The sequence below is a fragment of the Isoptericola sp. NPDC055063 genome (genome assembly GCF_053608125.1).
Window position 1 is genome coordinate 49,404 of sequence record NZ_JBSGUW010000006.1, and the last position, 23,693, is coordinate 73,096.

Genomic DNA, 23,693 nt, shown 5'->3' on the forward strand with positions numbered 1-23,693 from the left:
CGGTCGACCGAGACCGGGCGGGGTTCCGTGCGTCGGGGCGGCGTCAGGCGGCGTCGACGACCTGGGCGGCGAGCGCGCGCTCGGTGCCGGCGAGCTGCTCGACCACCATGCGGCGCAGGGCCGCCGGGGCGTCCGCGTGCGCGTCCAGCCAGCCGCGGACGGCGTCGCGCAGCGCGGCCGACGCGAGCGGCGCCGGGTAGAGGCCCTCGATGAGCTCCTCCGCGATGTGGTACGTCCGCGTGGTCCAGATCGGCAGGAGCGCGTCGACCCAGCGGGCGGCGAACGACTCCAGCACGGCCGGGTCCGTCACGTGCGCGAAGCCCGCGGCGGTGGAGCGGATGATCGCGTTCGGCACGTCCGCCTGGTCGACGACCGACGCGAACGCGGCCTCCTTGCCGGCGACCGTCGGCCGGGCGGCGCGGGCCCGGGCGGCGGCCTGGCGGCCGGTCGCGGTGTCGTCCTGCGCGAGGGCGGCGTCGATCTCGGCGTCGTCGGCCACGCCGAGCAGCACGAGGCTCTCGAGCAGCTCCCACCGCAGGTCGGTGTCCACCTCGAGGCCGTCGAGGACGACGGACCCGTCGAGCAGCCCGCGCAGAGGCGCCGCGTGCTCGGACGTCGAGGCCAGCGCCGCGAAGAACTTCACGAGCTGCAGCTGCAGGTCGGAACCCGCCTCGGCGTCCTGCGCGAGCGCCCAGAGGCGGTCGCCGATCCGCGCCAGGGTCGCCGCACGGCGCTCGGGAGCCACGTACGACCGGGCGGCGAGGCCGAGCTGGTTCATCGTGGTGCGGACCGTCGTCGACTCCGTCTCGGCGGCGATGTTGCCGAGCACCAGGTCCACGTACGACGACGCGGGGGTCTCGCCGTCGCGCACCGCGTCCCAGACCGAGCCCCAGACGAGCGATCGGGCCAGCGGGTCGCTGATGTGCGACAGGTGCTCGACGGCGACCGCGAGGGACTCGTCGTCCAGGCGGATCTTCGCGTACGCGAGGTCGTCGTCGTTGAGGAGCACGAGCGCCGGACGCTCCTGGCCGACCAGCTCCGGCACGTCGGTGCGCTCGCCGTCGACGTCGATGACGACCTGGTGGGTGCGTTCCAGCGCCACCGAGCCGTCCGTCTGCTCGACCAGGTCGTAGCAGCCGATGCCGAGGCGGTGCGGGCGGATGGTCGGGTAGTCGGCGGGCGCCGACTGCAGCACGGCGAAGCCGGCGATGCGGCCCTCGGCGTCGACCTCGATCTCGGGGCGGAGCGTGTTCACGCCGGCCGTCTCCAGCCACGCCTTCGACCACGCGGTAAGGTCGCGGCCGCTCGTGGCCTCGAGCTCGACGAGAAGGTCGCGCAGCTCGGTGTTGGACCACGCGTGCTTGCGGAAGTACGCGGAGACGCCGGAGAGGAACTCCTCGCGGCCGACCCACGCGGCGAGCTGCTTGAGCACCGACGCGCCCTTGGCGTAGGTGATGCCGTCGAAGTTGACCTGCACGTCCTCGAGGTCGCGGATCTCCGCGACGATCGGGTGGGTGGAGGGCAGCTGGTCCTGGCGGTAGGCCCAGGTCTTCTCCATGGCGGAGAACGTGGTCCAGGCGGCCTCCCACTCGGTGGCCTCGGCGGTGGCGAGCGTGGACGCGTACTCGGCGAACGACTCGTTCAGCCAGAGGTCGTTCCACCACTTCATCGTGACGAGGTCGCCGAACCACATGTGGGCCAGCTCGTGCAGGATCGTCACGACGCGGCGCTCGCGGATCGCGTCGGTGACCTGGGAGCGGAAGACGTAGGACTCGGTGAACGTCACGCAGCCCGGGTTCTCCATCGCGCCCATGTTGTACTCGGGCACGAAGAGCTGGTCGTACTTGTCGAACGGGTACGGCACGCCGAACGTCGACTCGTAGAACGCGAAGCCCTTGCGGGTGGTCTCCATGATGTAGTCGGCGTCGAGGTGCTCGGCCAGCGACGAGCGGCAGAACACGCCCAGCGGGATCGTGCGGCCGTCCGACGACGTGAGCTCGCCGCGCTGCACGGCGTAGGGGCCGGCGACCAGGGCCACCAGGTAGGACGAGATGCGCGGGGTCGGCTCGAACGTCCACGTCGCGGTCGGGACGGCGGCGTCCGTCGCGTGCGTGGCGGTGGCCGGCTCCGGCGTCGGCTGGTTCGACACGACCTCCCAGACGGCGGGGGCGGTCACCGTGACCTGGAACGGCGCCTTGAGGTCCGGCTGCTCGAAGGTGGCGAAGACGCGGCGGGCGTCCGGCACCTCGAACTGCGTGTAGAGGTAGACCTCGCCGTCGACCGGGTCGACGAAGCGGTGCAGGCCCTCGCCCGTGTTGGTGTAGGCGCAGTCGGCGACGACGCGCAGCTCGTTGGTCGCGGCGAGGTCGGCGAGCGCGATGCGCGAGTCGGCGAACACCTCGGCCGGGTCCAGCGTGCGCCCGTTGAGCACGACCTCGCGCACGGACGGCGCGACCAGGTCGACGAAGGTGCTCGCGCCCGGGGTGGCGGAGAACCGGATGACGGTGGTGGACGCGAACGTGGTCGGGCCGGTGGTGAGGTCGAGGTCGATGGCGTACGACTCGACGTCGGTGACGACGTCGGCGCGCTCGATCGCCTCGGCGCGGGTCAGGTTCTCTCCGGGCACGGGTTCTCCCTCGTTTCAAGGTGGTGCAGCGCGTGATGGCCGCGCAGGCTCGCGCACGATGATGCCACCTCGAACCAGGGCCGACGCACGGAATTCCCCCGTTCCGCGGGGGACGGGTTCGACCGTCGAGACCGGATCGTGACATCCTGCCCGGTGCGTCGTCGCGGCGAGGATGCCCGGCACACCGCCCGACGACGCCCGAGGAGTGACTGGAGGGAGTCCAGATGTCCGGCACCGTTCCGCCGCCCCCGCCGGGGCACGACGGCAGGCCGCCGACCGTGCCGCCGCCCGCCGGCGTGCGCCGCGTCGCGTCCGCGTACCAGCGCCCGTCCGCCGTCGACCCGATGGCGGAGGTGCCGCTGCAGCAGGTCACCGCGCCGTCCGTCGCCGCCGCGCCCCCGGCGCCGACCGCGCACGCCCCGGTCCCGCCGCCCCCGGACGCCGCTCCGAGCGTCCCCGCGAGCCCCGTGCCGGCGCCGGCGTACCAGCCCACCCAGCAGATCCCGCCCGCGTCGTACGGGCAGCAGCCCGCCTACGCGCCCGCACCGGCCGCCGCCGGGGCCGGCTACGAGTCGGCGTACCAGGCCACGCCGGCGTCCGTGGCGGCCACCCAGGTGCAGCAGCCGGTGTACGCGCAGCCCGCGCCCGCGCCGCCGGCCCCGGGCGGCACGTACCCGGCGGGCGGCGCCGTCCCCCCGCCGCCGCAGCCGCCGCGCCGTCGCCGGCTCTCGGCGGGCTGGATCGCGTTCATCGTGGTCGACGTCGTGCTCATCGCCCTGGCCGCGGTGTTCGCCGTGCAGATCCTGACGTCGTCGTCCCCGAACCCGCCCGAGGCGGGGGCCGACCCGATCACCACGCCCACGCCGTCGGTCTCGGCGTCCGAGGACACGCCGATGCAGGGGGCGGCCGTGGCGCAGCTCGCTTCCCCGTCGAAGAACATCACCTGCACGATCTACGCGGACGGCGTGTCGTGCGGCATCGCCCAGCTGAACCAGCAGCCCGCTCCCGTGGACGGCTGCGACGGCACGGTCGGCTACGTCGCGACGGTCGACTCCGACGGCCAGGTCGAGCTGCCCTGCGTCCCCGCCTCCCAGCAGCCGAAGACCGCCGGGGGCGACGCCGACGTCCTCGACTACGGCGAGTCGCGCACCGAGGGCGACTTCACCTGCACGAGCGAGAAGACCGGCATGTCCTGCATCCACGACCCCACGGGCAAGGGCTTCTCCCTCGCCCGCGCCGGCATCGGGCAGCGCTGACGCCGCCGACAGACCGACACCCCTCCACCGCTGGAACGCGGGCCGACGACGGGCGGCGCGAAGGCGGGGGAGGGGTGTCGATGTCGCGAGGCTGGCCGGGCCTGGCGGGAGGCCGCGAGGGACGAGCGGCCGGATGGTGCGCCTCGCGAGAAGCACACCCCGGCGCGCCGTCCCCAGCCGCCGACACCTCGCCCGGCGTCACCAGATACGCACGCGCTCCTCGGGGGCGAGCCACAGTGCGTCGTCGGGGCCGACGCCGTAGGTGGCGTGGAACTCGTCGAGGTTGCGCACCACGCCGTTGCAGCGGAACTCGTTGGGCGAGTGCGGGTCGGTGGCGATGCGGCGCACCATCTCCTCGTCGCGGCCCTTGGACTGCCACACCTGGGCCCAGCCGAGGAAGATCCGCTCGAGCCCGGAGAGGCCGTCGACGACGGGGGCGTCGTCGAGCGAGCCGCCGAGCGCGATGCGGTACGCCTTGATCGCGATGGACAGGCCGCCGAGGTCGCCGATGTTCTCGCCGATGGTGAGCGCGCCGTTGACGTGCGGGCCGTCCTCGGGCAGCTGCGCGGGCCGGAACGCGTCGTACTGGGCGATGAGGGCGGAGGTCCGCTTCTCGAACTCGGTGCGGTCGGTCTCGGTCCACCAGTCCTCGAGGCGGCCGTCGCCGTCGTACTTGGAGCCCTGGTCGTCGAAGCCGTGGCCGATCTCGTGCCCGATGACGCCGCCGATGCCGCCGTAGTTCACGGCGTCGTCGGCGTCCGGGTCGAAGAACGGGGGCTGCAGGATCGCCGCGGGGAAGACGATCTCGTTCATGCCGGGGTTGTAGTACGCGTTGACGGTCTGCGGCGTCATGAACCACTCGTCGCGGTCGATCGGTCGGCCGATCTTGCCGAGCTCGTGGTCCTGCTCGAAGGCGTGGGCCCGGCGCACGTTGCCGACGAGGTCGGCGGCGTCGACCTCGAGCGCGGAGTAGTCCCGCCACTTCACGGGGTAGCCGACCTTGGGCGTGAAGCGCTCGAGCTTGGCGAGGGCCTTGACCTTGGTCTCGGGCGTCATCCAGTCGAGCTGCTCGATGGACTCGCGGTACGCGGCCACGAGGTTCGCGACCAGCGTGTCCATCCGCTCCTTGTGCTCCGGCGGGAAGTGCCGCTCGACGTACTGCTCGCCGACGGCCTCGCCGAGCGCGCGCTCGACGAGCGCGACGCCGCGCTTCCAGCGGTCGCGGACCTCCTGCGCGCCGGACAGCGTGCGGCCGTAGAAGTCGAAGTTGGCCTCGACGGTGTCCTCGTCGAGGTAGGCGGCGCGGGCGGTGAGCAGGTGGTACGCGGCCCACAGCTTCCAGTCGGCGAGCGGCTCGGAGCGCCACAGCTCGGCGAACCCGGTGGCGAACGACGGCTCGCGCACGACGAGCGAGTCCAGCGACCCGGCGGGGGCGCCGAGCGCGGCGGCCCAGGCGCGCCAGTCGAAGCCGGGCGCCTGCTCGACGAGGTCGGCGAGCGTCATCGGGTTGTAGGTGAGGTCGGCGTCGCGGTCGCGCACGACGTCCCAGTGGTGTGCGGCGAGCTTGGTCTCGAGGGCGAGCACGCGGGCCGCGGCGTCCTCGGGGTCGGCGGCCCACGCCGAGCTCGCCGTGACGCCCGCGATGCGGAGCATGCGCGCCAGGTGGGGGAGGTACTTCTCCCGGACGGGGGCGTACTGGTCTTCGCGGTAGTACGCCTCGTCCGGCAGGCCGAGCCCACCCTGCACGAGGTACGTCACGTACGTCTCGGGGTCCTTCGCGTCGTTGTCGACGTAGAACGCCACGGCGCCGCCCCCGCCCGTGCGCTGGAGCGCGCCGAGCACGTCGACGAGCTCCGCCGACGAGGTGGCGTCCACGATCTGCGCCAGCTCCGGCGCGACGGGCGCCGTGCCCAGCTGCTGCACGCGGTCGGTGTCGAGGAAGCTCGCGTACAGCGCGCCGATCTTGGCGGGCGTGGACGCGGGGTCGAGGTCCTCGGTGGCGGCGAGGTCGGTGATGATGGCGCGGACCCGCTCCTCGGAGAGGTCGTGCAGGGCGCGGAACGCGCCGTCCATGGCGCGGTCGGCGGGGATCTCGTGCTGGGCGAGCCAACGCCCGTTCACGTGGCGGTAGAGGTCGTCCTGCGGGCGGACGCCCTGGTCGAGGGCGGAGAGGTCGATACCGGACCGCAGCCCGGTGGCGTCGGCAGTCATGGCGTCACCCTACGGCGCCCCGTCCTCGTGTGGGACGGTCCCGTCGTGGGGGAGAATGGGGCCATGCGTCTGCACATCGCCGCCGATCACGCCGGATACGAGCTCAAGTCCCACCTCGTCGACCACCTGCGCGCCGCCGGGCACGACGTCGTCGACCACGGGGCGCACGAGTACGACCCGCAGGACGACTACCCCGCGTTCTGCATCGCCGCGGGCGAGGCGGTCGTGGCGGAGCCGGGCTCGCTCGGCATCGTCATCGGCGGGTCGGGCAACGGCGAGCAGATCGCCGCGAACAAGGTCGTGGGCGTCCGCGCGGTGCTTGCCTGGTCGCTGGAGACCGCGCGCCTGGGCCGCCAGCACAACGACGCCAACGTCATCGCCGTCGGCGGGCGCATGCACCCCGTCGAGGAGGCGACGTCGTTCGTCGAGGCGTTCGTCGCGGAGCCGTTCAGCGGCGACGCCCGCCACCAGCGCCGGATCGACAAGATGGCCGCGTACGAGGCGTCGCACGACGTGTCCGCCATCTCCTGAGCTGATCGACCGACGTGCCCGAAGGCCACACCGTCCACCGCCTCGCGCGCGCCCTGGACGGGCTCTTCGGCGGGCAGCCGCTCGCCGTCTCGAGCCCGCAGGGCCGGTTCGCGGGCGGTGCCGCGCTGCTCGACGGCCGCCGCGTGGCGGCCGTCGAGGCGTGGGGCAAGCAGCTGTTCTGCGCGTTCGCGCCCGTGGGCTCGGACGACGACGCCGCCGCGGCGGCCGACGACGTGCGCTGGCTGCGCGTGCACCTGGGCCTCTACGGCGCGTGGACGTTCGCGGGCGACGGCAGCGCCGACGTCGTGCACGCGATCGGCGCGCCGCGCCGCCGCATCGGCGAGCGGGAGACGACGCCGGACCTCCCCGACCCGATCCATCCTGGTGCGGACGAGCAGGCACCCGGGGCGGGGGACTGGACCCCGCCGGCGCCGCGCGGCGCGGTGCGGCTGCGCCTGGTGGGCGCCCACGCCGTCGCGGACCTCACCGGGCCGACGGCGTGCGAGGTGCTCACGGACCGCGAGAAGGCGGCCGTCGAGGCGCGCCTCGGGCCGGACCCCATCCGCGACGGGGGCGACGGGTCCCGCACGGCCTTCGTCGAGCGCGTGCGGCGCTCGCGCGTGACGGTCGGTCAGCAGCTCATGGACCAGGCGGTGATCGCCGGGGTCGGCAACATCTACCGCGCCGAGGCGCTCTTCCGCGCCGGGCTCGACCCCCTGCGGCCGGGGCGCGACGTGCCCGCGGCCGCCCTCGCCGCGATGTGGGACGACCTCGTGGTCCTCATGCGCGACGGGGCCGCCACCGGCGCGATCGTCACGACCCGCCCCGAGCACCGCGTCCCCGACGGCGTGCACGTCGCCGCCCGTCGCACCCGCCAGAACACCGACGGCACGGTCGGCGCCGTCCCGGCCGACGAGGCCTTCTACGTCTACCACCGCGACGGGCTGCCGTGCCGCGTGTGCGGCGCCCCGGTGCTCACCAAGGAGCTGGCCGGCCGCAACCTCTTCTGGTGCGGGGTCTGTCAGGCCTGACGCCGCAGCACCCCGGACAAGTGGCGGCCCGGGGCCTCGCCCCAGTCCGCCCATTCGGCGTCGGTGGCCTCGGCGAGCGCCCCGCACCACGCCCACGCGCGGTTGACGGCGTGCACGGTACCGGCGGCGCGGCGCAGGCCGTCCCAGCCGGCGCCCTCGCCCCCGGTCGCGCCGTCGTCGAACCCGGGCAGGCCGCGCGCCGCGAGCCACGCTTCCCACGACGACCGGTACGCGGCTTCGACGGGCGCCCAGGCCACCCCGGCGTCGCGGGCGACCGCCGAGGACACCTCGAGCACCTCCAGCGGGTGCGCCCACTGCGCGTCGCCGAGGTCGAAGACGCGCAGCGCGCCGCCCGTCTCGAACACGTTGCCCGGGTGCAGGTCGCCGTGCTGCAGCGTGGCCGGCAGGGGGCCTGCGGCGAGGAGGTCGGCGGCGGCGCGGACGGCGGGTCGCGCGCGGTCGAGGGCGGCGGCGGTCGTCTCGTCGAGCCGGACGGGGTGCCCCGGCGGCAGCGTCCGCAGGTGGTCCAGGACGGCGTCGAACCGGCCGGGCAGGGTGCCGGGGGAGCAGTCGGGCAGGCCCGTCGCCAGGAGCTCGTCGCGCCGCTCGGCGACGTCCTGCTGGAGGCGCGCGAACCGCACGAGCACGGCGGCCCAGTCGGCCGTCGACGGGTCGCGGCGCTCGCGCAGGGTCGCGCCGCGGTCGGCGGTGAGCATCCATCCTCGCGCGGCCTCGACCGCGAGCGGGGCGTCGACCTGGTCGGGCGCGATCTCGGCCAGCAGCCGCTGCAGCGCCGGCTCGTGCGCCGCCGCCCGGCAGCCGGCCTTGAACCAGGCACGCCCGGCGTCGGTCTCGAGGACGAGCTGGGTGGACCAGGGGCGCACCCGCGTCTGGTCGGCCGGGACGAGGACGCGCACGCCCCGGCGGGCGAGCGCGTCCTCGGTCCACGCGGCGACCTCGGACCGCCAGGCGGCGGAGGTCACCGTGGTGGAGAACGCGCCGGCCATCAGAACACCCAGCCGCAGGCGGGGGCCAGCGGCCACCCGAACGCCGCGCCGGCGTGTGCGAGCGCGCCCGCGGAGCGCTCGACGACGAGCCCCGCGCCCGCCAGCGCGACGAGGGACGTCCCGCCGAGGAATGCGGCGCCGAGCTCCCGCACGTCGAGCTCCAGGTCGGGCGCGGCGTCGGTCCGCTCGCACGTGGCCTCGCCGAACGCCGTCGCCCGCACGCGCCACGACCCGGTGTTGTCGGGCAGGCGGGCGTCGGTGACGCCGAGGACCACGTCGACGTCGGCCTGGTAGCGGCGCCCGGCGAGGGCGGCGGGGACGTCGACGACGCGCACCCACACGTTGTCGGTGATGTGGGCGTCCACGGCCCGCGCGTCGACGAGCAGGCTCATCACGACGTCGTCGGCGGGCAGCAGGAACGGGTTCGTGCTGCTCATGAGGTCGAGGTCGAGCAGCACGCCCCACAGGGCGCGGGCGGCGGCCGCGTCGAGCGCCACCACGTCGCCCAGGTGCACGGTGCCGCGGGGCCCGGTGACCTGCCAGTCCATGCTGCGGCGGAACGTCGCGTAGCCGCGGGGCTCGCCGTCCCGCTCCACGACGACGATCCGCAGCGACTCGCGCCCGCTCGCGCGGAACGTCTTCGGGTCCGCCCAGTAGCTCTCCCACAGGGCGTCGGTCTCCCGCGTCGCCCAGCCCGGCCGGTTGATCCCCGCCGAGTCGTCGGGCAGCCCCGGGGCCCGGTGCAGGCGGGCGACGAGCTCGCCGTGGCGTGCGCGGTCGGCGTGCTCCACTCGCACCGTGTGCTCCGCAGCCCCGGGGACGTCGCGCAGGGCGGCACCGCGCGGCACGGTGACGCGCAGGTCGTCCGCCGCCTTGCCGTACCCGAACCGCCCGTAGATGGCGGCCTCCGCGGCGAAGAGCGCCGACAGCGCCTCGCCGCGCTCGCGGCAGCGCGCGAGGTGCTGGTCGATCATGGCGGTGAGCAGGCCGCGGCGGCGGTGCTGCGGGTGCACGCCCACCCAGGTGAGGCCGGCCGTGGGCAGCGTGGCGCCCGGCACGGGGAACCGGGAGAACGGGTACGAGGCGTGGATCGCGGCGAGCCCCGCGTCGGGCGCGTCCTCGCGCTCGACGCCGACCGCCCGCTCCCACGTCAGCGGGAGCGGCAGGTCGTCGAACTCGGCGACGGAGTGCGGGTCGGGGAACGCCCAGGTGTCGAGGTCGAGCAGCGCGCGACGGTCGTCGGCGGTGAGCTGCCGGGAACGGTAGCCGACGGGCAGGTCGGCGGGCAGGGGGAGGGAGCGGTCGGAGGTCACAGCCCGATCGTGGCGCCGTGCGCGTCCCGCGGCCAGCCGATTTCCGCGCCGCCCGGGCGGCCGTAGGGTCGGGCGTGTGCACGCCGCCGACGAGACCGCGCCCACCGACGAGCCCCTGGACGGCCCGGACGAGTACGCCGCCGAGGTCCTGGCCCTGGTGCGCCGCATCCCGCCGGGCCGGGCGATGACGTACGGCCTGATCGCGGAGATCGTCGGCGAGCGGCTGGGGCGCGGGGGGCCGCGGCAGGTGGGGCAGGTGATGTCGGGCTCGGGCGACCGGTACGCGCACCTCGTGCCGGAGGGCGCCGCCGTCGTGGGCCCGGTCCAGGACAACCACCCGGTGCCGTGGTGGCGCGTGGTCAACGCGTCCGGGGCCCCGCCCGCCCGTCACGTCACCGCCGCGCTCGACGCGCTGCGGGCGGAGGGATGCCCGCTGAGCCGCGACGGGTGGCGCGTGGACCTGCGCCGCGCCGTCTGGTTCCCCGAGGACGACGGCGCGGCGGTCTGACGGTCAGGCCTTCGAGGGTGCCACCCGCGCGGCGGCGGTGCCGGCGACGGCGCGCACGCGAGCACCGAGGGGCGTGCCGCCGTCGTCGGTCCTCCGGGCGGCCTGCGAGGCGGCGAGCACGGTGAGCATCGAGGACGGGTCGCCCTGCAGCAGCAGCGTGGTCAGGGCGGTGTCGTCCCAGCGCGCGAGGTCGCGGGCCACCTTGTCCGCGGGGCCCACCAGGGCGATCTCCTCGACGAGGGCGGTGGGCACGGCGCGCGCCGCGTCCTCCTTGCGGCCGGCGAGATACAGCGCCTGCACCTCGTCGAGCTCGGCGGCGTAGCCCAGGCGGTCGAGCGAGGCCTTGTGGAAGTTGGCCTCCTTGGACCCCATGCCGCCCGCGTACAGGGCGATGTGGGGGCGGATGACGTCCGCCGCGGCCTCGACGTCGTCGCGCACGACGACGGGCACCGTCGCGAGGACCTCGAACTCCGAGGCGGGGGTGCGCTCGTCGGCGCGCTGCGCGAACCCGGCGGACAGGAGCTCGCGGTGCTCGGCGTCGGCCTTCGGGGCGTAGAAGCCGGCCATCCAGCCGTCGGCGATCTCGGCCGCGAGGGCGACGTTCTTGGGGCCCTGGGCCGCGAGCACGATCGGGATGTCGGCGCGGCGCGGGTGCACGGTCGGCTTGAGCGCCTTGCCGAGGCCCGTGGCGCCGGGGGCGTCCGCGGGCAGGGGCAGGCGGAAGAACTCGCCGTCCGCGGTCACGGGGCGCTCGCGGGCGAAGACCTGGCGCACCACGTCCACGTACTCGCGCGTCCGCGCCAGCGGGCGGCGGTAGGGCTGGCCGTACCAGCCCTCGACGACCTGCGGGCCGGAGGCCCCGAGACCCAGCACGAAGCGACCGCCCGACAGGTGGTCGAGCGTGATCGCCTGCATCGCGGTGGCGGTAGGCGTGCGGGCCGCCATCTGCGCGATGCCGGTCCCGAGCCGCAGGCGTCGCGTGCGTGACCCCCACCAGGCCAGCGGGGTGAACGCGTCGGACCCGTAGGCCTCCGCCGTCCACACCGAGTCGAGGCCGAGGGCCTCGGCCGCGACCAGCGCGGGGACGATGCCCTTCGGGGGCTTGCGGGACCAGTAGCCGGTCTGGATGCCGATGCGCAGCGTGCTCATGGGGCGGGGATGCTCCTCGTCGAGATGGGACCGCCGGAAAGTGTCCGGTACCCGCAGTACGGGGTAATGCCCGTCACACCCTAGCCGACGCCGTGCGCGCCGCGGGCGCGCGGCTAGGTTCGGGGGATGGCGACGATCGACGACGCGGGCCGCGCGGCCGCGGCGCTGCCCGAGGTGACGGAGACGACGACGTTCCGGAACCGTGCCTGGGCGGTGTCCGGGCGGGTGTTCACGTGGCACCGCCCGTTCAGCAAGGCCGACCTGCGGCGGTTCGGCGACGACCCCGTCCCCGAGGGGCCGATCCTCGCGGTCGTCGTGGAGGACCTCGGGGAGAAGGAGGCGGTGCTCGCCGCCCGCCCCGAGACGTTCACCATCCCGCACCTCGACGGGGTGCCGGTCGTCCTCGTGCGGCTGGAGGCGGTGGACGACGCCGCGCTGCGCGAGCTGATCCTGGACGCCTGGCTCGCCAAGGCGCCCCGCCGGGTCGCCGCGGCGCACCCGGAGCTGCTGGCCTGAGCGGTCCGCGGTCCGCGGGCCCGGTCCGCGAGCCCGCGGGCCCGGTCCGCGAGCCCGCGGGCCCGGTTCGTGCGCTCCGGGACGCGCCGGTCAGCGCGCGGCGCGCGAGCGGTCGGCCACGGTGTTGAGCAGGGCCGCGCCGGTGGCCGCGTCGTCGACCGTGACGACGATCGACCGCCCGCCGGTGCGCTCGACGAGCAGCGCCTCGCCGGCGCGCAGCACCACCCCGGTCCGGCCGCCGCGACCGACGCGCCACCCCCAGCCGCCGAACTCGCCGAACGGCCGGACCTCGGTCACGGACGCGGCGAGCACCTCGTCGGCGGGCACGTGGGTGCCGGGCCAGCCCAGCACCGAGCGGACCGTCAGCCCGGTGGCGTCGACGCGGACGGTGAAGGCGAACATGGCGGCGAACAGGGCGGCCAGCACGACCGGGACCGCGAGCATCGCCCAGGTCTCGAGCACGACGGCGAGCGCCGCCGTCACGAGGATCGCGACCATGCCGACGGCGAGTCCCGGGCCGCCGGTCGCGCGCCGGAGCCAGACCGCACGCTCACCGTCGCGCAGCGGGGCGCGCGGCGCGTCGTCGGCGACCGGCTCGTCGGCGGGGAGGGCTGGGTCTCCGGGGGCGAGGACCGCGGCCAGGACGGCCGGTACGAGGGGGAGCAGCAGCGCGAGCGCGGTCGCCCCGCCGTCGACGGTCACCTGCGACACGTCGGCGAGGCCCCGCTGCGGGGCGAGCGTGGTCAGGAGGGTGCCGCCGACGAAGCCGCCGGACCAGACGCTGCCGGCCGCGGCGATCCGCCGTGTCGACGCCGCGCTGCCGGCGGCGGTGCCGATGAACCAGAAGAGGACCAGCAGGCCCGCCGCGACCCCGACGAGCAGCAGCGTGAACACCACGGGGCCCGAGAAGCCGTCGGGCGCCCCGCCGCCGCTCCAGTGGGAGGCGATCTCGTCGGGCAGCTCGTCGAGCCACGCGAGGGCCACGATCCCGGCCGCGAGGACCAGAGCGCCCCCGGCGGCGGTGGCCCAGGCCATCGTGCGCCGGGCGCGGGCGCGCCAGGCCTCCGGCGCGGTGTCGGTGCTCGCTCCGTGCATCGCTGTCATCGGTGCATCGCCTCCTTGACGAGGGTGGTGGTGGTCTCCGCGGAGAGGCCCGCGCGCCGGGCGGCGGCGACCAGGTCGGACAGGGCCTGCTCGACGAGGCTCAGGTCCGGGCCGGCCCCCGTCGTGACGGCGCCGCGGCCGCGCCGCAGCTCGATCAGGCCGTCGTCGCGCAGGGCCTGGTAGGCCTTGAGGACGGTGTGCACGTTGACGTCGAGGGACGCCGCGAGCTCGCGGGCCGCGGGCAGCCGCTCGCCCGCGGGCAGCTCGCCGCGGGCGACGGCGAGGCGCACCTGGGCGACGAGCTGCGCGTAGAGCGGCTCGTCGGCCGCGGGGTCGATCCTCCAGAGCACGTGCCCATGCTAGTTGTTCTAAGGCAACTAGAACAATCCGTCCGGGGTGCGACGACGGCCCGCGCCCGCCCGCCGGGCGGGGGACGCGGGCCGTCGGGCGGGGCGCGCCTAGATCGACACCGTCAGATGACGTACTCGAGGAGCTCGGAGGCATCCTCGACGTGCTGGCCGTGGTCCGGCCGGTGACCGGGGGTGCGCGCGTGGGCGGGCACGCCCACTGCCACCATCCCCGTGGGCACGTCGCGGGTGACGACGGCGTTCGCGCCGATCTGCGCGTCGTCGCCGATCCACAGCGGCCCGAGGATCTTGGCGCCGGCGCCCACCATCACCCGGTCGCCCAGGGTGGGGTGCCGCTTGCCGCGTGTCATCGACCGGCCGCCCAGCGTGGAGCCGTGGAACAGCACGCAGTCGTTGCCGACCACCGCCGTCTGGCCGATGACCACGCCCATGCCGTGGTCGATGAAGAGCCGCCGCCCGATCCGCGCCCCGGGGTGGATCTCGATCCCCGTGATCCACCGCGCGGCCTGCGACAGGAGGCGCGCCGGCAGGCGCAGCCCCGGCCGGTGCCACATGCGGTGGCTCACCCGGTGCGCCCAGACGGCGTGCACGCCGGGGTACCCGAGGGCCACCTCGAAGCGCGAGCGGGCCGCCGGGTCGTGGGCGTGCGCCGCCTCAAGGTCCTCCGCGAGGATCTCGAGCAGGTGGCGCAGGCCCGGGCGGTGCCCGTCAGGCATCGGGTGGTCGACCTCGCCGTCGGCGTCGTGCACGCCCGCGGACGGGTCGGGGAGGGGAGCGGGGCGGTGGCTCGTCACGTCAGTCCAGCAGGTCCGAGTAGAGGATCGTGGACAGGTAGCGCTCGCCGAAGTCGGGGATGACGACGACGATCAGCTTTCCGGCGTTCTCCGGCCGCTTGGCGATCTCGAGCGCCCCGGCGATCGCGGCGCCCGAGGAGATGCCGACCAGCAGGCCCTCCTCCTTCGCGGCCCGGCGCGCGAGCTCGACCGAGGTCTCTGCGTCGATGTCGATCACCTCGTCGTAGACGGAGGTGTCGAGGATCTCGGGCACGAAGTTGGCGCCCAGGCCCTGGATCTTGTGCGGCCCGGGGTTGCCGCCGGTGAGGATGGGCGACTCGGCCGGCTCGACGGCGACGATCCGGACCTCGGGCTTGCGCTCCTTGAGCACCTGGCCGACGCCCGTGATGGTGCCGCCGGTGCCGATGCCGGCCACGACGACGTCGACCTCGCCGTCCGTGTCGGCCCAGATCTCCTCGGCCGTCGTCTCGCGGTGGATCTTCGGGTTGGCCTCGTTGGCGAACTGCCGGGCGAGGATCGCGCCGGGCCGCTCGGAGGCGATCTTCTCCGCCGCGGCGACGGCACCCTTCATGCCCTCCGCGCCGGGGGTGAGGATCAGCTCGGCGCCGTACGCGCGCAGCAGGGCGCGGCGCTCCTTCGACATCGTCTCCGGCATCGCCAGGACGACCTTGTAGCCGCGCGCGGCGCCGACCCAGGCGAGGGCGATGCCGGTGTTGCCCGACGTGCCCTCGACGATCGTGCCGCCGGGCTGCAGCTCACCGGAGGCCTCGGCGGCGTCGATGATCGAGACGCCGATGCGGTCCTTGACGGAGTTGGCGGGGTTGTAGAACTCGAGCTTCGCGACGACCGTCGCGTCGAGGCCGGCGGCGAGACGGCCCAGCCGGACGAGCGGGGTGCGGCCGATGAGCTTCGTCGCGTCGTCGTAGATGCGTGCCATGGTGATCCTTCTCGATGAGAGCGTGCGGGCGAGGGGTGCGGGTGTGCCGCGGCCTGCGACCGTCGGGCCCTCGGGGGCCGGGGGAGCGCAGGCGTCTCGGCGGGGTCGGTGCGAGCGCCGCACGATCGCCGGGGACCCGCCGTCAGGCGGGCCGGGCGTGGCGTGGACGCTCTATCGACAGCATCGCGGCGTCGTCGCCGCGGCGCACCCGGGGATGCGGAGCGTCGACGCCGGCCCCGTCCTGCGTGCGGACGAGGCGGCGACGCGGGGGACGACGATCGTCATGCCCGGCCCTCCTCGTGGTGCGTTCGGTCTGTCGCGGCTTGCGGCGCCGAGCCTAGCCAGGCGCCGACCGATCGACAAGGCGCATCTCATCCATCGGCGCCGTCGATCGGTCGAGGGGCACGCGTGTGCCGCGGACGATGGGGGACGAGGGGGCGCGAGCGCGCGCCGAAGGCGCCTCGGGGGCGAGGGGGAGGAAGAAGGAAGAAGAGGAGGGGAGCGGGCGACGGGAATCGAACCCGCGTAGCCAGTTTGGAAGACTGGGGCTCTACCATTGAGCTACGCCCGCACGGCCGTCCCGGGGCAGGTGCCGCCGGGGTTGAACGCGGGGCTCACCCTAGCAAAAGGGAGCCGGTGCGTCGGACCTCCGTTCGCGCACGTCGTGCCGTTCCGGCGGTGCCGTCGCACTACACTGACCGAGGCCCCGCCCGGCGGGCGGGCCACGGGGTGTGGCGCAGCTTGGTAGCGCATCTGCTTTGGGAGCAGAGGGTCGCTGGTTCGAATCCAGTCACCCCGACCGTCGCCCATCTGTGCGGACCTGTCCGGCGCAGGTGGGCGTCCCTGTGTCCGGACAGCCGGCGCCGCTACCGTGCGGACCATGGAGCGGACCACGGTGTCGATACCCCTGGAGGTCGACCGCGACCCCGAGGACCCGCGGCAGGCGCTGCCGTACCTCACGGTGTCCGTCGACGGCCGGCCGCACCGGGCGCTCCTCGACTCGGGCGCCGCGAGGACGGCGTTCGCCGCGCCGCCCGGCACGGTCACCCGCCCCGCGGCGGGCGCCGGCCGGGGCGTCTTCGGCGCGTCCTCCGAGCGGCGGCGGTGGCACGCGACGATCGCGCTCGGCGGGACGAGCCTGGGTTCGTTCGAGGTCGCCGACCAGCGCGACCCCGACGGGTTCCTCCTCGGCCAGGACGTGCTCTCGAGGTTCCGCTGTCACTACCGCCTCGCCGACGGCGAGCTCGTCCTCGACGGGCCGGAGCCGGACCATGCCGGTCCGATCCACGCCGAGCCGGTCTACCTGGACCCCGGCCGGCACGTGTACCTCGCCGCGCGCTGGCCGTCCGGCGCGACCGCCGACGTCGTGCTCGACACCGGCGCGTCGCTGACGGTCCTCGACGCCGGGTTCGCGGCGCGCCACCCGGAGCTCGTCGAGGCGCGCGGGACGGAGGCGGGCACGGACACCACCGGGGAGACCCGCGAGGCGGCCCTGGTCGAGCTGGCCGGGCCCGCGATCCTCGGCCACGAGTTCGCGGCCTCGCCGGCCGTCGTCGTCGACCTGTCCGGGGCGAACGCCACGCTGCCGCGACCGATGGACGCCATCCTGGGATGGCCGCTCCTCAGCCAGGTGGACTGGGTGGTCGACCATCCCCGCGGGCGGGCCGCGGTCGTCCCCCGGGAGGGTCGCGACGCATGAGACCTCCCCGGGGCCGGGGAGGCGGCGGCGTTCAGGGGCAGCCGACGCGGTGGAAGCCGTCGGGCTCGTCGAGCGGGAACAGGTAGCAGACCTCGGCGCCGACGTCGCCCGTGGGCTGGCCGAAGAAGTCCAGCTCGGGCCGCGTGTAGCGGACGGTGACCGTCCCGGTGCCCTGCGCGCCGCGCCTCGGCTTCGTCGACATCGGCCCAGGGTGCCACGAGCGGGGCCGGGCGGGATGCCGGGTGGGATCGCTCACGACGGTATCTCCGCGAGGGCCGCGTGCCGTAGCATGGACGGGTTGCCCGTACGCCCGTCGTACGGTCCCCGCACCCCGCGCCGCAGCAACCAGGCCGGCTCGCGCCGGTGAGACGCGCGCGCACGCACCCGAACCGTTGGAGACCATCGAAGTGAAGAGCGCCGTCGAGACCCTGGAGCCCACCAAGGTCAAGCTGACCGTCGAGGTGGAGTACGACGAGCTCAAGCCGAGCATCGACCACGCGTACAAGCACATCGCCGAGCAGGTGAACATCCCCGGGTTCCGCAAGGGCAAGGTTCCCCCGCGCATCATCGACCAGCGCGTCGGCTGGGGTGCGGTCGTCGAGCACGCGGTGAACGACGCGCTGTCGGGCTTCTACCGCGACGCTGTGACGTCGGAGTCGCTGCGCCCGCTGGGCCAGCCCGAGGTCGAGGTCACCGAGATCCCCGCCGCCGCCGGCGAGGGCCAGCTCGCGTTCACGGCCGAGGTCGAGGTCCGCCCGGAGATCACCCTCCCCGAGCTGTCGGGCATCGAGATCACGGTCGACTCGACCGAGGTCACCGACGAGGACGTCACGGAGCGCCTCGACGCGCTGCGCGAGCGCTTCGGCACCCTGGTGGGCGTCGACCGCCCGGCCGCCGAGGGCGACTACGTCGTCATCGACCTCAAGGCCGTCATCGGCGACGAGGAGATCGACTCGGTCTCCGGCGTCTCCTACCAGATCGGCGCCGGCAACATGCTGGAGGGCCTCGACGAGGCGCTCACCGGCCTGTCGACGGACGAGACCACGACCTTCGCCACGAAGCTCGCCGGCGGCGAGCACGAGGGCGAGGAGGCGCAGGTCACCGTCACGGCCACCGCCGTCAAGGAGCGCGACCTGCCGACGCCGGACGACGACTTCGCCCAGCTCGCCTCCGAGTTCGACACCCTCGAGGAGCTGACGGCGGACCTGCGCGAGCAGGTCGCGTCGATCAAGACGTCGAACCAGGCCGTCGCCGCGCGCGACCTGCTGCTCGAGAAGCTGCTCGAGGCCGTCGAGGTCCCGGTGCCGTCGGGCGCCGTCGAGGCCGAGGTGCACCGCCACCTGGAGTCGGAGAACCGCCTCGAGGACGACGAGCACCGCGCCGAGGTCACCGAGGACGCCACCAAGGCGCTCACGAACCAGATCCTGCTGGACACGCTCGCCGAGCAGCTCGAGGTGCAGGTCGGCCAGGGCGAGCTCGTCGAGTACCTGGTGCAGGCGTCGCAGCAGTACGGCATGGACCCGAACCAGTTCATCTCCAGCCTGGACCAGGGCGGCCAGATCCCCGCCATGGTCGGTGAGGTCGCGCGCTCGAAGGCCCTCGCGGTCGCGCTGCGCGAGATCGAGGTCAAGGACTCCGACGGCAACGTCGTCGACCTGACCGAGTTCATCGGCACCGAGGAGGAGGACGCCGCGGCCGCCGAGGTCGAGGGCGCCACCGACACGGAGGCCGCCCCGGCCGAGGCGTCGGACGACGCGGTCGAGGAGACCCCGGAGGAGACGGCCAAGGCCTGATCCCCGGCACCGCCGGACCAGACGTACCCCGACGGCCCGCATCGTCCTCACGGACGGTGCGGGCCGTCGTCGTACGCGGGGACCCGGCGCCGGGCCCCGCGTGTGCGCCTGCAGCGAAAACGGCCCGGTGCGGGACGTTTCGCCGCACCGGCGCACGTTAGGGTCGATCGACGGCGATGACGAAGGAGACGGACGTGAACGACTTGCTGCGGATGGACGGTGCGACGCCGGTGGCGCGCGCCGATGGCCCGGGCCTCGGCCTCAACGACTCCATCTACAACCGGCTCCTCAAGGAGCGCATCATCTGGCTCGGCTCGGAGGTGCGCGACGAGAACGCGAACGCCATCTGCGCCCAGATGATGCTGCTGGCCGCGGAGGACCCGGACAAGGACATCTGGCTGTACATCAACAGCCCCGGCGGCTCGATCACCGCCGGCATGGCGATCTACGACACGATGCAGTACATCCAGCCCGACGTCGCGACCATCGCGATGGGCATGGCGGCGTCGATGGGGCAGTTCCTGCTCTCCTCGGGCGCCAAGGGCAAGCGCTACATCACGCCGCACGCGCGGGTGCTGATGCACCAGCCGTCCGGCGGCGTCGGCGGGACCGCGACCGACGTGCGGATCGGCGCGCAGCTGATCATGCACATGAAGAAGGTGCTCGCGGAGCTCACGGCCGAGCAGACCGGCCAGCCGCTCGAGCGGATCCTCAAGGACAACGACCGGGACAACTGGTTCACCGCGGAAGAGGCGCTCGAGTACGGGTTCGTCGACCACGTGGTCACCAACGCGTCCTCGGTCTCGGGCGGCGGCGGCACCGCGGCGTCCTGACGATCCCCACCGACATCCACCTGAGGAGACCACAGTGAGCTACTCCGAGGAGTACCAGTTCGCCCTCCGGGCGCAGAACCTGGCCGGCGCCGCGGGCCGCCCCGGCGGCGTCGCGCTGCCGCACGGCGCCCCGTCGTCGCGGTACGTGCTGCCGCAGTTCGAGGAGCGCACGGCCTACGGGTTCAAGCGTCAGGACCCGTACACCAAGCTGTTCGAGGACCGCATCATCTTCATGGGCGTCCAGGTCGACGACGCGTCGGCCGACGACATCATGGCGCAGCTGCTTGTCCTGGAGAGCCAGGACCCCGACCGCGACATCATGATCTACATCAACTCCCCGGGGGGCTCGTTCACCGCCATGACGGCGCTGTACGACACGATGCAGTTCATCAAGCCGCAGATCCAGACGGTGTGCCTCGGCCAGGCGGCGTCCGCCGCGGCCGTGCTGCTCGCCGCCGGCCAGCCGGGCAAGCGGCTGGCGCTGCCCAACGCGCGCGTGCTGATCCACCAGCCCGCGATGGAGGGCGGCGGCTACGCCCAGGCGTCCGACATCGAGATCCACGCCAACGAGCTCATCCGCATGCGCGAGTGGCTGGAGTCGACGCTGGCGGCGCACACGGGCAAGTCCGAGGAGCAGGTGCGCGAGGACATCGAGCGCGACAAGATCCTCACCGCCGCGCAGGCGAAGGACTACGGCCTGGTCGACCAGGTGCTCGAGAGCCGCAAGCCGGCCGCCCTCGCGGCGCGCTGACCTGCGACGTCACGAGGTCCGCGACCTCCTCGACAGGGGGACGCGGACCTCGTGTCACGACGCACCGGGGTACTCGGCTGACAACGACGCCCCCGTGGTGTGGAATGGATGCAGGACCCAGCACTCAGGACATGGAGGCTCCCGGTGGCTCGGATCGGTGACGGCGCAGACCTGCTCAAGTGCTCGTTCTGCGGAAAGTCGCAGAAGCAGGTCAAGAAGCTGATCGCCGGCCCCGGCGTGTACATCTGCGACGAGTGCATCGACCTGTGCAACGAGATCATCGAGGAGGAGCTCGGCGAGGCGGCGGAGCTGGGGCTCACCGAGCTGCCGAAGCCGCGCGAGATCTTCGACTTCCTCGAGCAGTACGTCATCGGGCAGGAGCCGGCCAAGCGGGCCCTCGCGGTGGCCGTCTACAACCACTACAAGCGCGTCCAGGCGGGCGAGGCCGCGCGGGACGGCGACGACGCCGTCGAGATCGCGAAGTCCAACATCCTGCTCATCGGCCCCACCGGTACCGGCAAGACCTACCTCGCGCAGACGCTCGCGAAGATGCTCAACGTGCCGTTCGCCATCGCCGACGCCACGGCCCTCACCGAGGCCGGCTACGTGGGCGAGGACGTCGAGAACATCCTCCTCAAGCTGATCCAGGCCGCCGACTACGACGTGAAGAAGGCCGAGACCGGGATCATCTACATCGACGAGGTCGACAAGGTGGCCCGCAAGGCCGAGAACCCGTCGATCACGCGCGACGTCTCCGGCGAGGGCGTGCAGCAGGCGCTCCTGAAGATCATCGAGGGCACGACGGCGTCGGTGCCCCCGCAGGGCGGGCGCAAGCACCCGCACCAGGAGTTCATCCAGATCGACACCACCAACGTGCTGTTCATCGTGGCGGGCGCGTTCGCCGGCCTCGACGACATCGTGGCCTCCCGCGCCCGCAAGCGGGGCATCGGGTTCAGCGCCCCCATGGAGACCGCGGCCGACGACGACCTGTTCGCCGAGGTGCGGCCCGAGGACCTCCAGAAGTACGGGCTGATCCCCGAGTTCATCGGCCGGCTGCCCGTCATCGCCTCCGTCTCGCCCCTGGACCGCGACGCGCTGGTACGCATCCTCACCGAGCCGCGCAACGCGCTCGTCAAGCAGTTCCAGCGGATGTTCGAGATCGACGGCGTCGAGCTCGAGTTCGAGCAGGAGGCCATCGAGGCGATCGCCGAGCAGGCACTGCTGCGGGGCACCGGGGCGCGCGGCCTGCGGGCCATCATGGAGGAGGTCCTCCAGCAGGTGATGTTCGACGTGCCGAGCCGCGACGACGTCGAGCGGGTCGTCGTGACCCGCGAGGTCGTGCTGGAGAACGTCAACCCGACGCTGGTGCCGCGCACGTCGCCCGTGCGCCGTCGCCCCCCGCGGGAGAAGTCGGCCTGAGCCTCGCGGACGCCGGCCCTCGACCTGCGTCTCAGCGCGCGTAGAGCGCGTCGACCTCGTCCGCGAAGTCGCGGAGCACGAGGTCCCGCTTCACCTTCAGCGAGGGCGTGAGGTACTCGTTCGCCTCGGTGAAGTCCCCGTCGAGCACCCGGAACTTGCGGATCGACTCCGCGCGGGAGACCGCGGTGTTCGCCTCCTCGACGGCGGCGTCGAGCGCCGCGAGCACGCGCGGGTCCGTGCGGGCCGCGCCCACGGACATCGGCGGGATGCCCTGCGTGGCGAGCCAGCCGGGCAGCATCTCCGCGTCCAGGGTGACGAGCGCGCCGATGAACGGGCGCTTGTCGCCGACCACCACGACCTGCGAGACGAGCGGGTGCGCCCGCACCCGGTCCTCCAGCGGGGCCGGGGCGACGTTCTTGCCGCCCGCGGTCACGATGATCTCCTTGGTGCGGCCCGTGATGCGCAGGTGGCCGTGGTCGAGCGCGCCGACGTCGCCGGTGCGGAACCAGCCGTCCACCAGGGCCTCGGCCGTGAGGTCGGGTCGCCCGCGGTAGCCGCGGAACAGGTGCGGGCCCGCGACGAGGACCGCGCCGTCGTCGTCGATCCGCACCGAGGTGCCGGGGAACGGCGGGCCCACCGTCCCGATGCGCAGGTCGGACGGCAGGTTGACCGCGGTGGGCGCCGTCGTCTCGGTGAGGCCGTAGCCCTCGAGCACGGTGAGCCCCGCCCCCCGGAAGAAGTGACCCAGGCGGTCGCCCAGCGGGGCGCCGCCGGAGATCGCGTACCGCAGCGCGCCGCCCATCGCCGCCCGGAGCTTCGCGAGGACCAGCCGGTCCGCGACGGCGTGCTTCAGCCGCAGCGGGACGGGCACCGTGCCCTCGTCGAGTGCGCGCGAGTACGCGCCGGACACGCGCGCGGCCCAGCTGAAGACGCGGCGGCGCGCGCGGGAGCCGGCACGCTGCTCGGCCGAGTTGTAGACCTTCTCGAACACCCGCGGCACCGCGAGGAGGAACGTGGGCCGGAAGGTCCGCAGGTCGTCCGTGAGGGTCTTGACGTCCGGGAGGTGGCCGAGCACCGAGCCGCTGGCGATCACCGCGACCTGGATCAGCCGCGCGAAGACGTGCGCGAGCGGCAGGAACAGCACCGTCCGTGCGCCGTCCGCCTCCAGCAGCTCGGGGAGCGCGAGGCGGGCGTTCATGGCGAGGTGCGCGAAGCTGCCGTGCGTGAGCTCGGCGCCCTTGGGGCGGCCCGTCGAGCCCGAGGTGTAGACGATGGTCGCGAGGTCGTCGCGGCGCACCGCGTCCCGCCGGGCGACGACGTCGGCGGCGGGCACGGACGCCGCGGCCTCGCGCAGCGCGTCGACGGCCCCCGTCGCGATCACGAGGACGTCCTCGAGGTCGGGCAGCTCCGCGTCCACCTGGCGCACGGCGTCGGCGTGCGCGGGCGTCTCCACCACGACGAGGCGCGCGCCGGAGTCCGCGAGGATCCAGCGCACCTGGTCGGGGGAGGAGGTCTCGTACACCGGCACGACGACGGCGCCGACCGCCCACGCCGCGAAGTCGAGCAGCGTCCACTCGTAGCGCGTGCGGGACATGATGGCGACGCGGTCGCCCGCCTGGATCCCGCGGGCGACGAGCCCGCGCGCCACCGTGACGACGTCCGCCTGGAACTCGCCGGCCGTCACCGGCACCCAGGCGCCGCCCGACGTCGCGCGCCGCTCGATGAGGGGACGATCGCCGGCCCGGGCCACCCGCTCCGCCAGGAGGGTGCTGATGCTCGTGCCCTCGGGCACCTCCACGAGGCTCGGCGTGGTCGCGACCGTCATCTGTTCTCTCTCCGTGCGTCGG

21 protein-coding genes and 2 tRNA genes are annotated in these 23,693 nt (G+C 74.1%); 11 read left to right on the top strand and 12 right to left on the bottom strand.

The features are described 5' to 3' along the window. Nucleotides 1-43: 43 nt before the first annotated feature. Nucleotides 44-2,626 carry an aminopeptidase N gene (gene pepN, locus ACWF41_RS08815; RefSeq protein WP_380322057.1) on the bottom strand — a complete coding sequence of 861 codons (2,583 nt, stop codon included), beginning with the start codon at nt 2,624-2,626 and terminating at the stop codon, nt 44-46. A 224-nt stretch (nt 2,627-2,850) separates the two neighbouring features. On the opposite strand from pepN, the gene ACWF41_RS08820 reads away from it, so the two are divergent. After that, nucleotides 2,851-3,882 (top strand): hypothetical protein, encoded by a 1,032-nt coding sequence (locus ACWF41_RS08820; RefSeq protein ID WP_380322060.1) that lies wholly within the window; start codon nt 2,851-2,853, stop codon nt 3,880-3,882. 198 nt (nt 3,883-4,080) lie between these two features. Here ACWF41_RS08820 and ACWF41_RS08825 read toward each other — a convergent pair whose 3' ends face one another. Continuing rightward, complete coding sequence (locus ACWF41_RS08825; protein ID WP_380322063.1) at nt 4,081-6,093, bottom strand: M13 family metallopeptidase; 2,013 nt, start codon at nt 6,091-6,093, stop codon at nt 4,081-4,083. A 63-nt stretch (nt 6,094-6,156) separates the two neighbouring features. Between ACWF41_RS08825 and ACWF41_RS08830 the strand changes: the two genes are divergently transcribed. Continuing rightward, complete coding sequence (locus ACWF41_RS08830; RefSeq protein WP_380322066.1) at nt 6,157-6,624, top strand: ribose-5-phosphate isomerase; 468 nt, start codon at nt 6,157-6,159, stop codon at nt 6,622-6,624. 14 nt (nt 6,625-6,638) lie between these two features. Then, nucleotides 6,639-7,655 carry an Fpg/Nei family DNA glycosylase gene (locus ACWF41_RS08835; RefSeq protein ID WP_380322069.1) on the top strand — a complete coding sequence of 339 codons (1,017 nt, stop codon included), beginning with the start codon at nt 6,639-6,641 and terminating at the stop codon, nt 7,653-7,655. Here the strand turns inward: ACWF41_RS08835 and ACWF41_RS08840 are convergent. Both ACWF41_RS08840 and ACWF41_RS08845 read right to left on the bottom strand, forming a co-directional pair. After that, a complete protein-coding gene (locus ACWF41_RS08840) occupies nt 7,646-8,662 on the bottom strand; it encodes a phosphotransferase (RefSeq protein WP_380322072.1) in 1,017 nt (338 codons plus the stop codon). The genes ACWF41_RS08835 and ACWF41_RS08840 overlap by 10 nt on opposite strands. Next, the gene (locus ACWF41_RS08845) at nt 8,662-9,975 is read right to left on the bottom strand and encodes a GNAT family N-acetyltransferase (RefSeq protein WP_380322075.1); all 1,314 of its coding nucleotides are present in this window, start codon (nt 9,973-9,975) and stop codon (nt 8,662-8,664) included. The genes ACWF41_RS08840 and ACWF41_RS08845 overlap by 1 nt, the downstream gene beginning before the upstream one ends. A 76-nt stretch (nt 9,976-10,051) precedes the next feature. Here ACWF41_RS08845 and ACWF41_RS08850 point away from each other — a divergent pair, with 76 nt between their 5' ends. Continuing rightward, nucleotides 10,052-10,483: an MGMT family protein gene (locus ACWF41_RS08850; protein ID WP_380322078.1), complete on the top strand. Its 432-nt coding sequence runs from the start codon at nt 10,052-10,054 to the stop codon at nt 10,481-10,483. Nucleotides 10,484-10,486: 3 nt separating this feature from the next. Here ACWF41_RS08850 and ACWF41_RS08855 read toward each other — a convergent pair whose 3' ends face one another. Then, the gene (locus ACWF41_RS08855) at nt 10,487-11,623 is read right to left on the bottom strand and encodes an LLM class F420-dependent oxidoreductase (RefSeq protein WP_380322099.1); all 1,137 of its coding nucleotides are present in this window, start codon (nt 11,621-11,623) and stop codon (nt 10,487-10,489) included. A gap of 135 nt (nt 11,624-11,758) precedes the next feature. On the opposite strand from ACWF41_RS08855, the gene ACWF41_RS08860 reads away from it, so the two are divergent. Further along, nucleotides 11,759-12,148 (top strand): MmcQ/YjbR family DNA-binding protein, encoded by a 390-nt coding sequence (locus ACWF41_RS08860; RefSeq protein WP_380322081.1) that lies wholly within the window; start codon nt 11,759-11,761, stop codon nt 12,146-12,148. 90 nt (nt 12,149-12,238) lie between these two features. On the opposite strand, the gene ACWF41_RS08865 is transcribed toward ACWF41_RS08860, so the two are convergent. The 5 genes from ACWF41_RS08865 to ACWF41_RS08885 form a co-directional block, all read right to left on the bottom strand. Next, nucleotides 12,239-13,252, bottom strand: a complete 1,014-nt coding sequence (locus tag ACWF41_RS08865) for a DUF1648 domain-containing protein (RefSeq protein ID WP_380322084.1) — start codon at nt 13,250-13,252, stop codon at nt 12,239-12,241. Beyond that, nucleotides 13,249-13,602 carry a GntR family transcriptional regulator gene (locus ACWF41_RS08870; RefSeq protein ID WP_380322087.1) on the bottom strand — a complete coding sequence of 118 codons (354 nt, stop codon included), beginning with the start codon at nt 13,600-13,602 and terminating at the stop codon, nt 13,249-13,251. Before ACWF41_RS08870 ends, ACWF41_RS08865 begins: the two co-directional genes overlap by 4 nt. A gap of 122 nt (nt 13,603-13,724) precedes the next feature. After that, nucleotides 13,725-14,336, bottom strand: coding sequence for a serine O-acetyltransferase (cysE, locus tag ACWF41_RS08875; RefSeq protein ID WP_380322102.1), 612 nt, complete (start codon nt 14,334-14,336; stop codon nt 13,725-13,727). 79 nt (nt 14,337-14,415) lie between these two features. Beyond that, complete coding sequence (cysK, locus tag ACWF41_RS08880) at nt 14,416-15,351, bottom strand: cysteine synthase A (protein WP_380322090.1); 936 nt, start codon at nt 15,349-15,351, stop codon at nt 14,416-14,418. A gap of 500 nt (nt 15,352-15,851) precedes the next feature. Then, nucleotides 15,852-15,922, bottom strand: a tRNA-Gly gene (locus tag ACWF41_RS08885). A 154-nt stretch (nt 15,923-16,076) separates the two neighbouring features. Here ACWF41_RS08885 and ACWF41_RS08890 point away from each other — a divergent pair. Both ACWF41_RS08890 and ACWF41_RS08895 read left to right on the top strand, forming a co-directional pair. Then, nucleotides 16,077-16,150, top strand: a tRNA-Pro gene (locus tag ACWF41_RS08890). An 81-nt stretch (nt 16,151-16,231) separates the two neighbouring features. Continuing rightward, nucleotides 16,232-17,050, top strand: coding sequence for an aspartyl protease family protein (locus tag ACWF41_RS08895; RefSeq protein ID WP_380322093.1), 819 nt, complete (start codon nt 16,232-16,234; stop codon nt 17,048-17,050). Between the two features lie 31 nt (nt 17,051-17,081). Here the strand turns inward: ACWF41_RS08895 and ACWF41_RS08900 are convergent, their stop codons facing one another. Further along, nucleotides 17,082-17,252: a hypothetical protein gene (locus ACWF41_RS08900; RefSeq protein ID WP_380322096.1), complete on the bottom strand. Its 171-nt coding sequence runs from the start codon at nt 17,250-17,252 to the stop codon at nt 17,082-17,084. A gap of 205 nt (nt 17,253-17,457) precedes the next feature. On the opposite strand from ACWF41_RS08900, the gene tig reads away from it, so the two are divergent. The 4 genes from tig to clpX all read left to right on the top strand — a co-directional run bounded on the left by tig (nt 17,458) and on the right by clpX (nt 21,846). Further along, nucleotides 17,458-18,843 carry a trigger factor gene (tig, locus tag ACWF41_RS08905; RefSeq protein WP_380347003.1) on the top strand — a complete coding sequence of 462 codons (1,386 nt, stop codon included), beginning with the start codon at nt 17,458-17,460 and terminating at the stop codon, nt 18,841-18,843. Between the two features lie 212 nt (nt 18,844-19,055). Continuing rightward, complete coding sequence (locus ACWF41_RS08910; RefSeq protein ID WP_380326085.1) at nt 19,056-19,676, top strand: ATP-dependent Clp protease proteolytic subunit; 621 nt, start codon at nt 19,056-19,058, stop codon at nt 19,674-19,676. A gap of 34 nt (nt 19,677-19,710) precedes the next feature. Further along, nucleotides 19,711-20,427, top strand: coding sequence for an ATP-dependent Clp protease proteolytic subunit (locus ACWF41_RS08915; protein WP_380326082.1), 717 nt, complete (start codon nt 19,711-19,713; stop codon nt 20,425-20,427). A gap of 144 nt (nt 20,428-20,571) precedes the next feature. After that, entirely contained in the window at nt 20,572-21,846 is a 1,275-nt protein-coding gene (clpX, locus tag ACWF41_RS08920; RefSeq protein WP_380326079.1) for an ATP-dependent Clp protease ATP-binding subunit ClpX, read from the top strand. 31 nt (nt 21,847-21,877) lie between these two features. Here the strand turns inward: clpX and ACWF41_RS08925 are convergent, their stop codons facing one another. After that, nucleotides 21,878-23,671: an AMP-dependent synthetase/ligase gene (locus tag ACWF41_RS08925; RefSeq protein ID WP_380326076.1), complete on the bottom strand. Its 1,794-nt coding sequence runs from the start codon at nt 23,669-23,671 to the stop codon at nt 21,878-21,880. Between the last annotated feature and the right edge of the window lie 22 nt (nt 23,672-23,693).

Bases quoted from the DNA above. Each gene is read 5' to 3' on its own strand.
- ACWF41_RS08840 (WP_380322072.1), bottom strand. From the start codon at position 8,662: ATGGCCGGCGCGTTCTCCACCACGGTGACCTCCGCCGCCTGGCGGTCC.
- ACWF41_RS08925 (WP_380326076.1), bottom strand. From the start codon at position 23,671: ATGACGGTCGCGACCACGCCGAGCCTCGTGGAGGTGCCCGAGGGCACG.
- ACWF41_RS08900 (WP_380322096.1), bottom strand. From the start codon at position 17,252: ATGTCGACGAAGCCGAGGCGCGGCGCGCAGGGCACCGGGACGGTCACC.
- ACWF41_RS08830 (WP_380322066.1), top strand. From the start codon at position 6,157: ATGCGTCTGCACATCGCCGCCGATCACGCCGGATACGAGCTCAAGTCC.
- ACWF41_RS08895 (WP_380322093.1), top strand. From the start codon at position 16,232: ATGGAGCGGACCACGGTGTCGATACCCCTGGAGGTCGACCGCGACCCC.
- ACWF41_RS08820 (WP_380322060.1), top strand. From the start codon at position 2,851: ATGTCCGGCACCGTTCCGCCGCCCCCGCCGGGGCACGACGGCAGGCCG.
- ACWF41_RS08865 (WP_380322084.1), bottom strand. From the start codon at position 13,252: ATGACAGCGATGCACGGAGCGAGCACCGACACCGCGCCGGAGGCCTGG.
- ACWF41_RS08910 (WP_380326085.1), top strand. From the start codon at position 19,056: ATGGACGGTGCGACGCCGGTGGCGCGCGCCGATGGCCCGGGCCTCGGC.
- cysE (WP_380322102.1), bottom strand. From the start codon at position 14,336: ATGCCTGACGGGCACCGCCCGGGCCTGCGCCACCTGCTCGAGATCCTC.
- ACWF41_RS08860 (WP_380322081.1), top strand. From the start codon at position 11,759: ATGGCGACGATCGACGACGCGGGCCGCGCGGCCGCGGCGCTGCCCGAG.
- ACWF41_RS08825 (WP_380322063.1), bottom strand. From the start codon at position 6,093: ATGACTGCCGACGCCACCGGGCTGCGGTCCGGTATCGACCTCTCCGCC.
- cysK (WP_380322090.1), bottom strand. From the start codon at position 15,351: ATGGCACGCATCTACGACGACGCGACGAAGCTCATCGGCCGCACCCCG.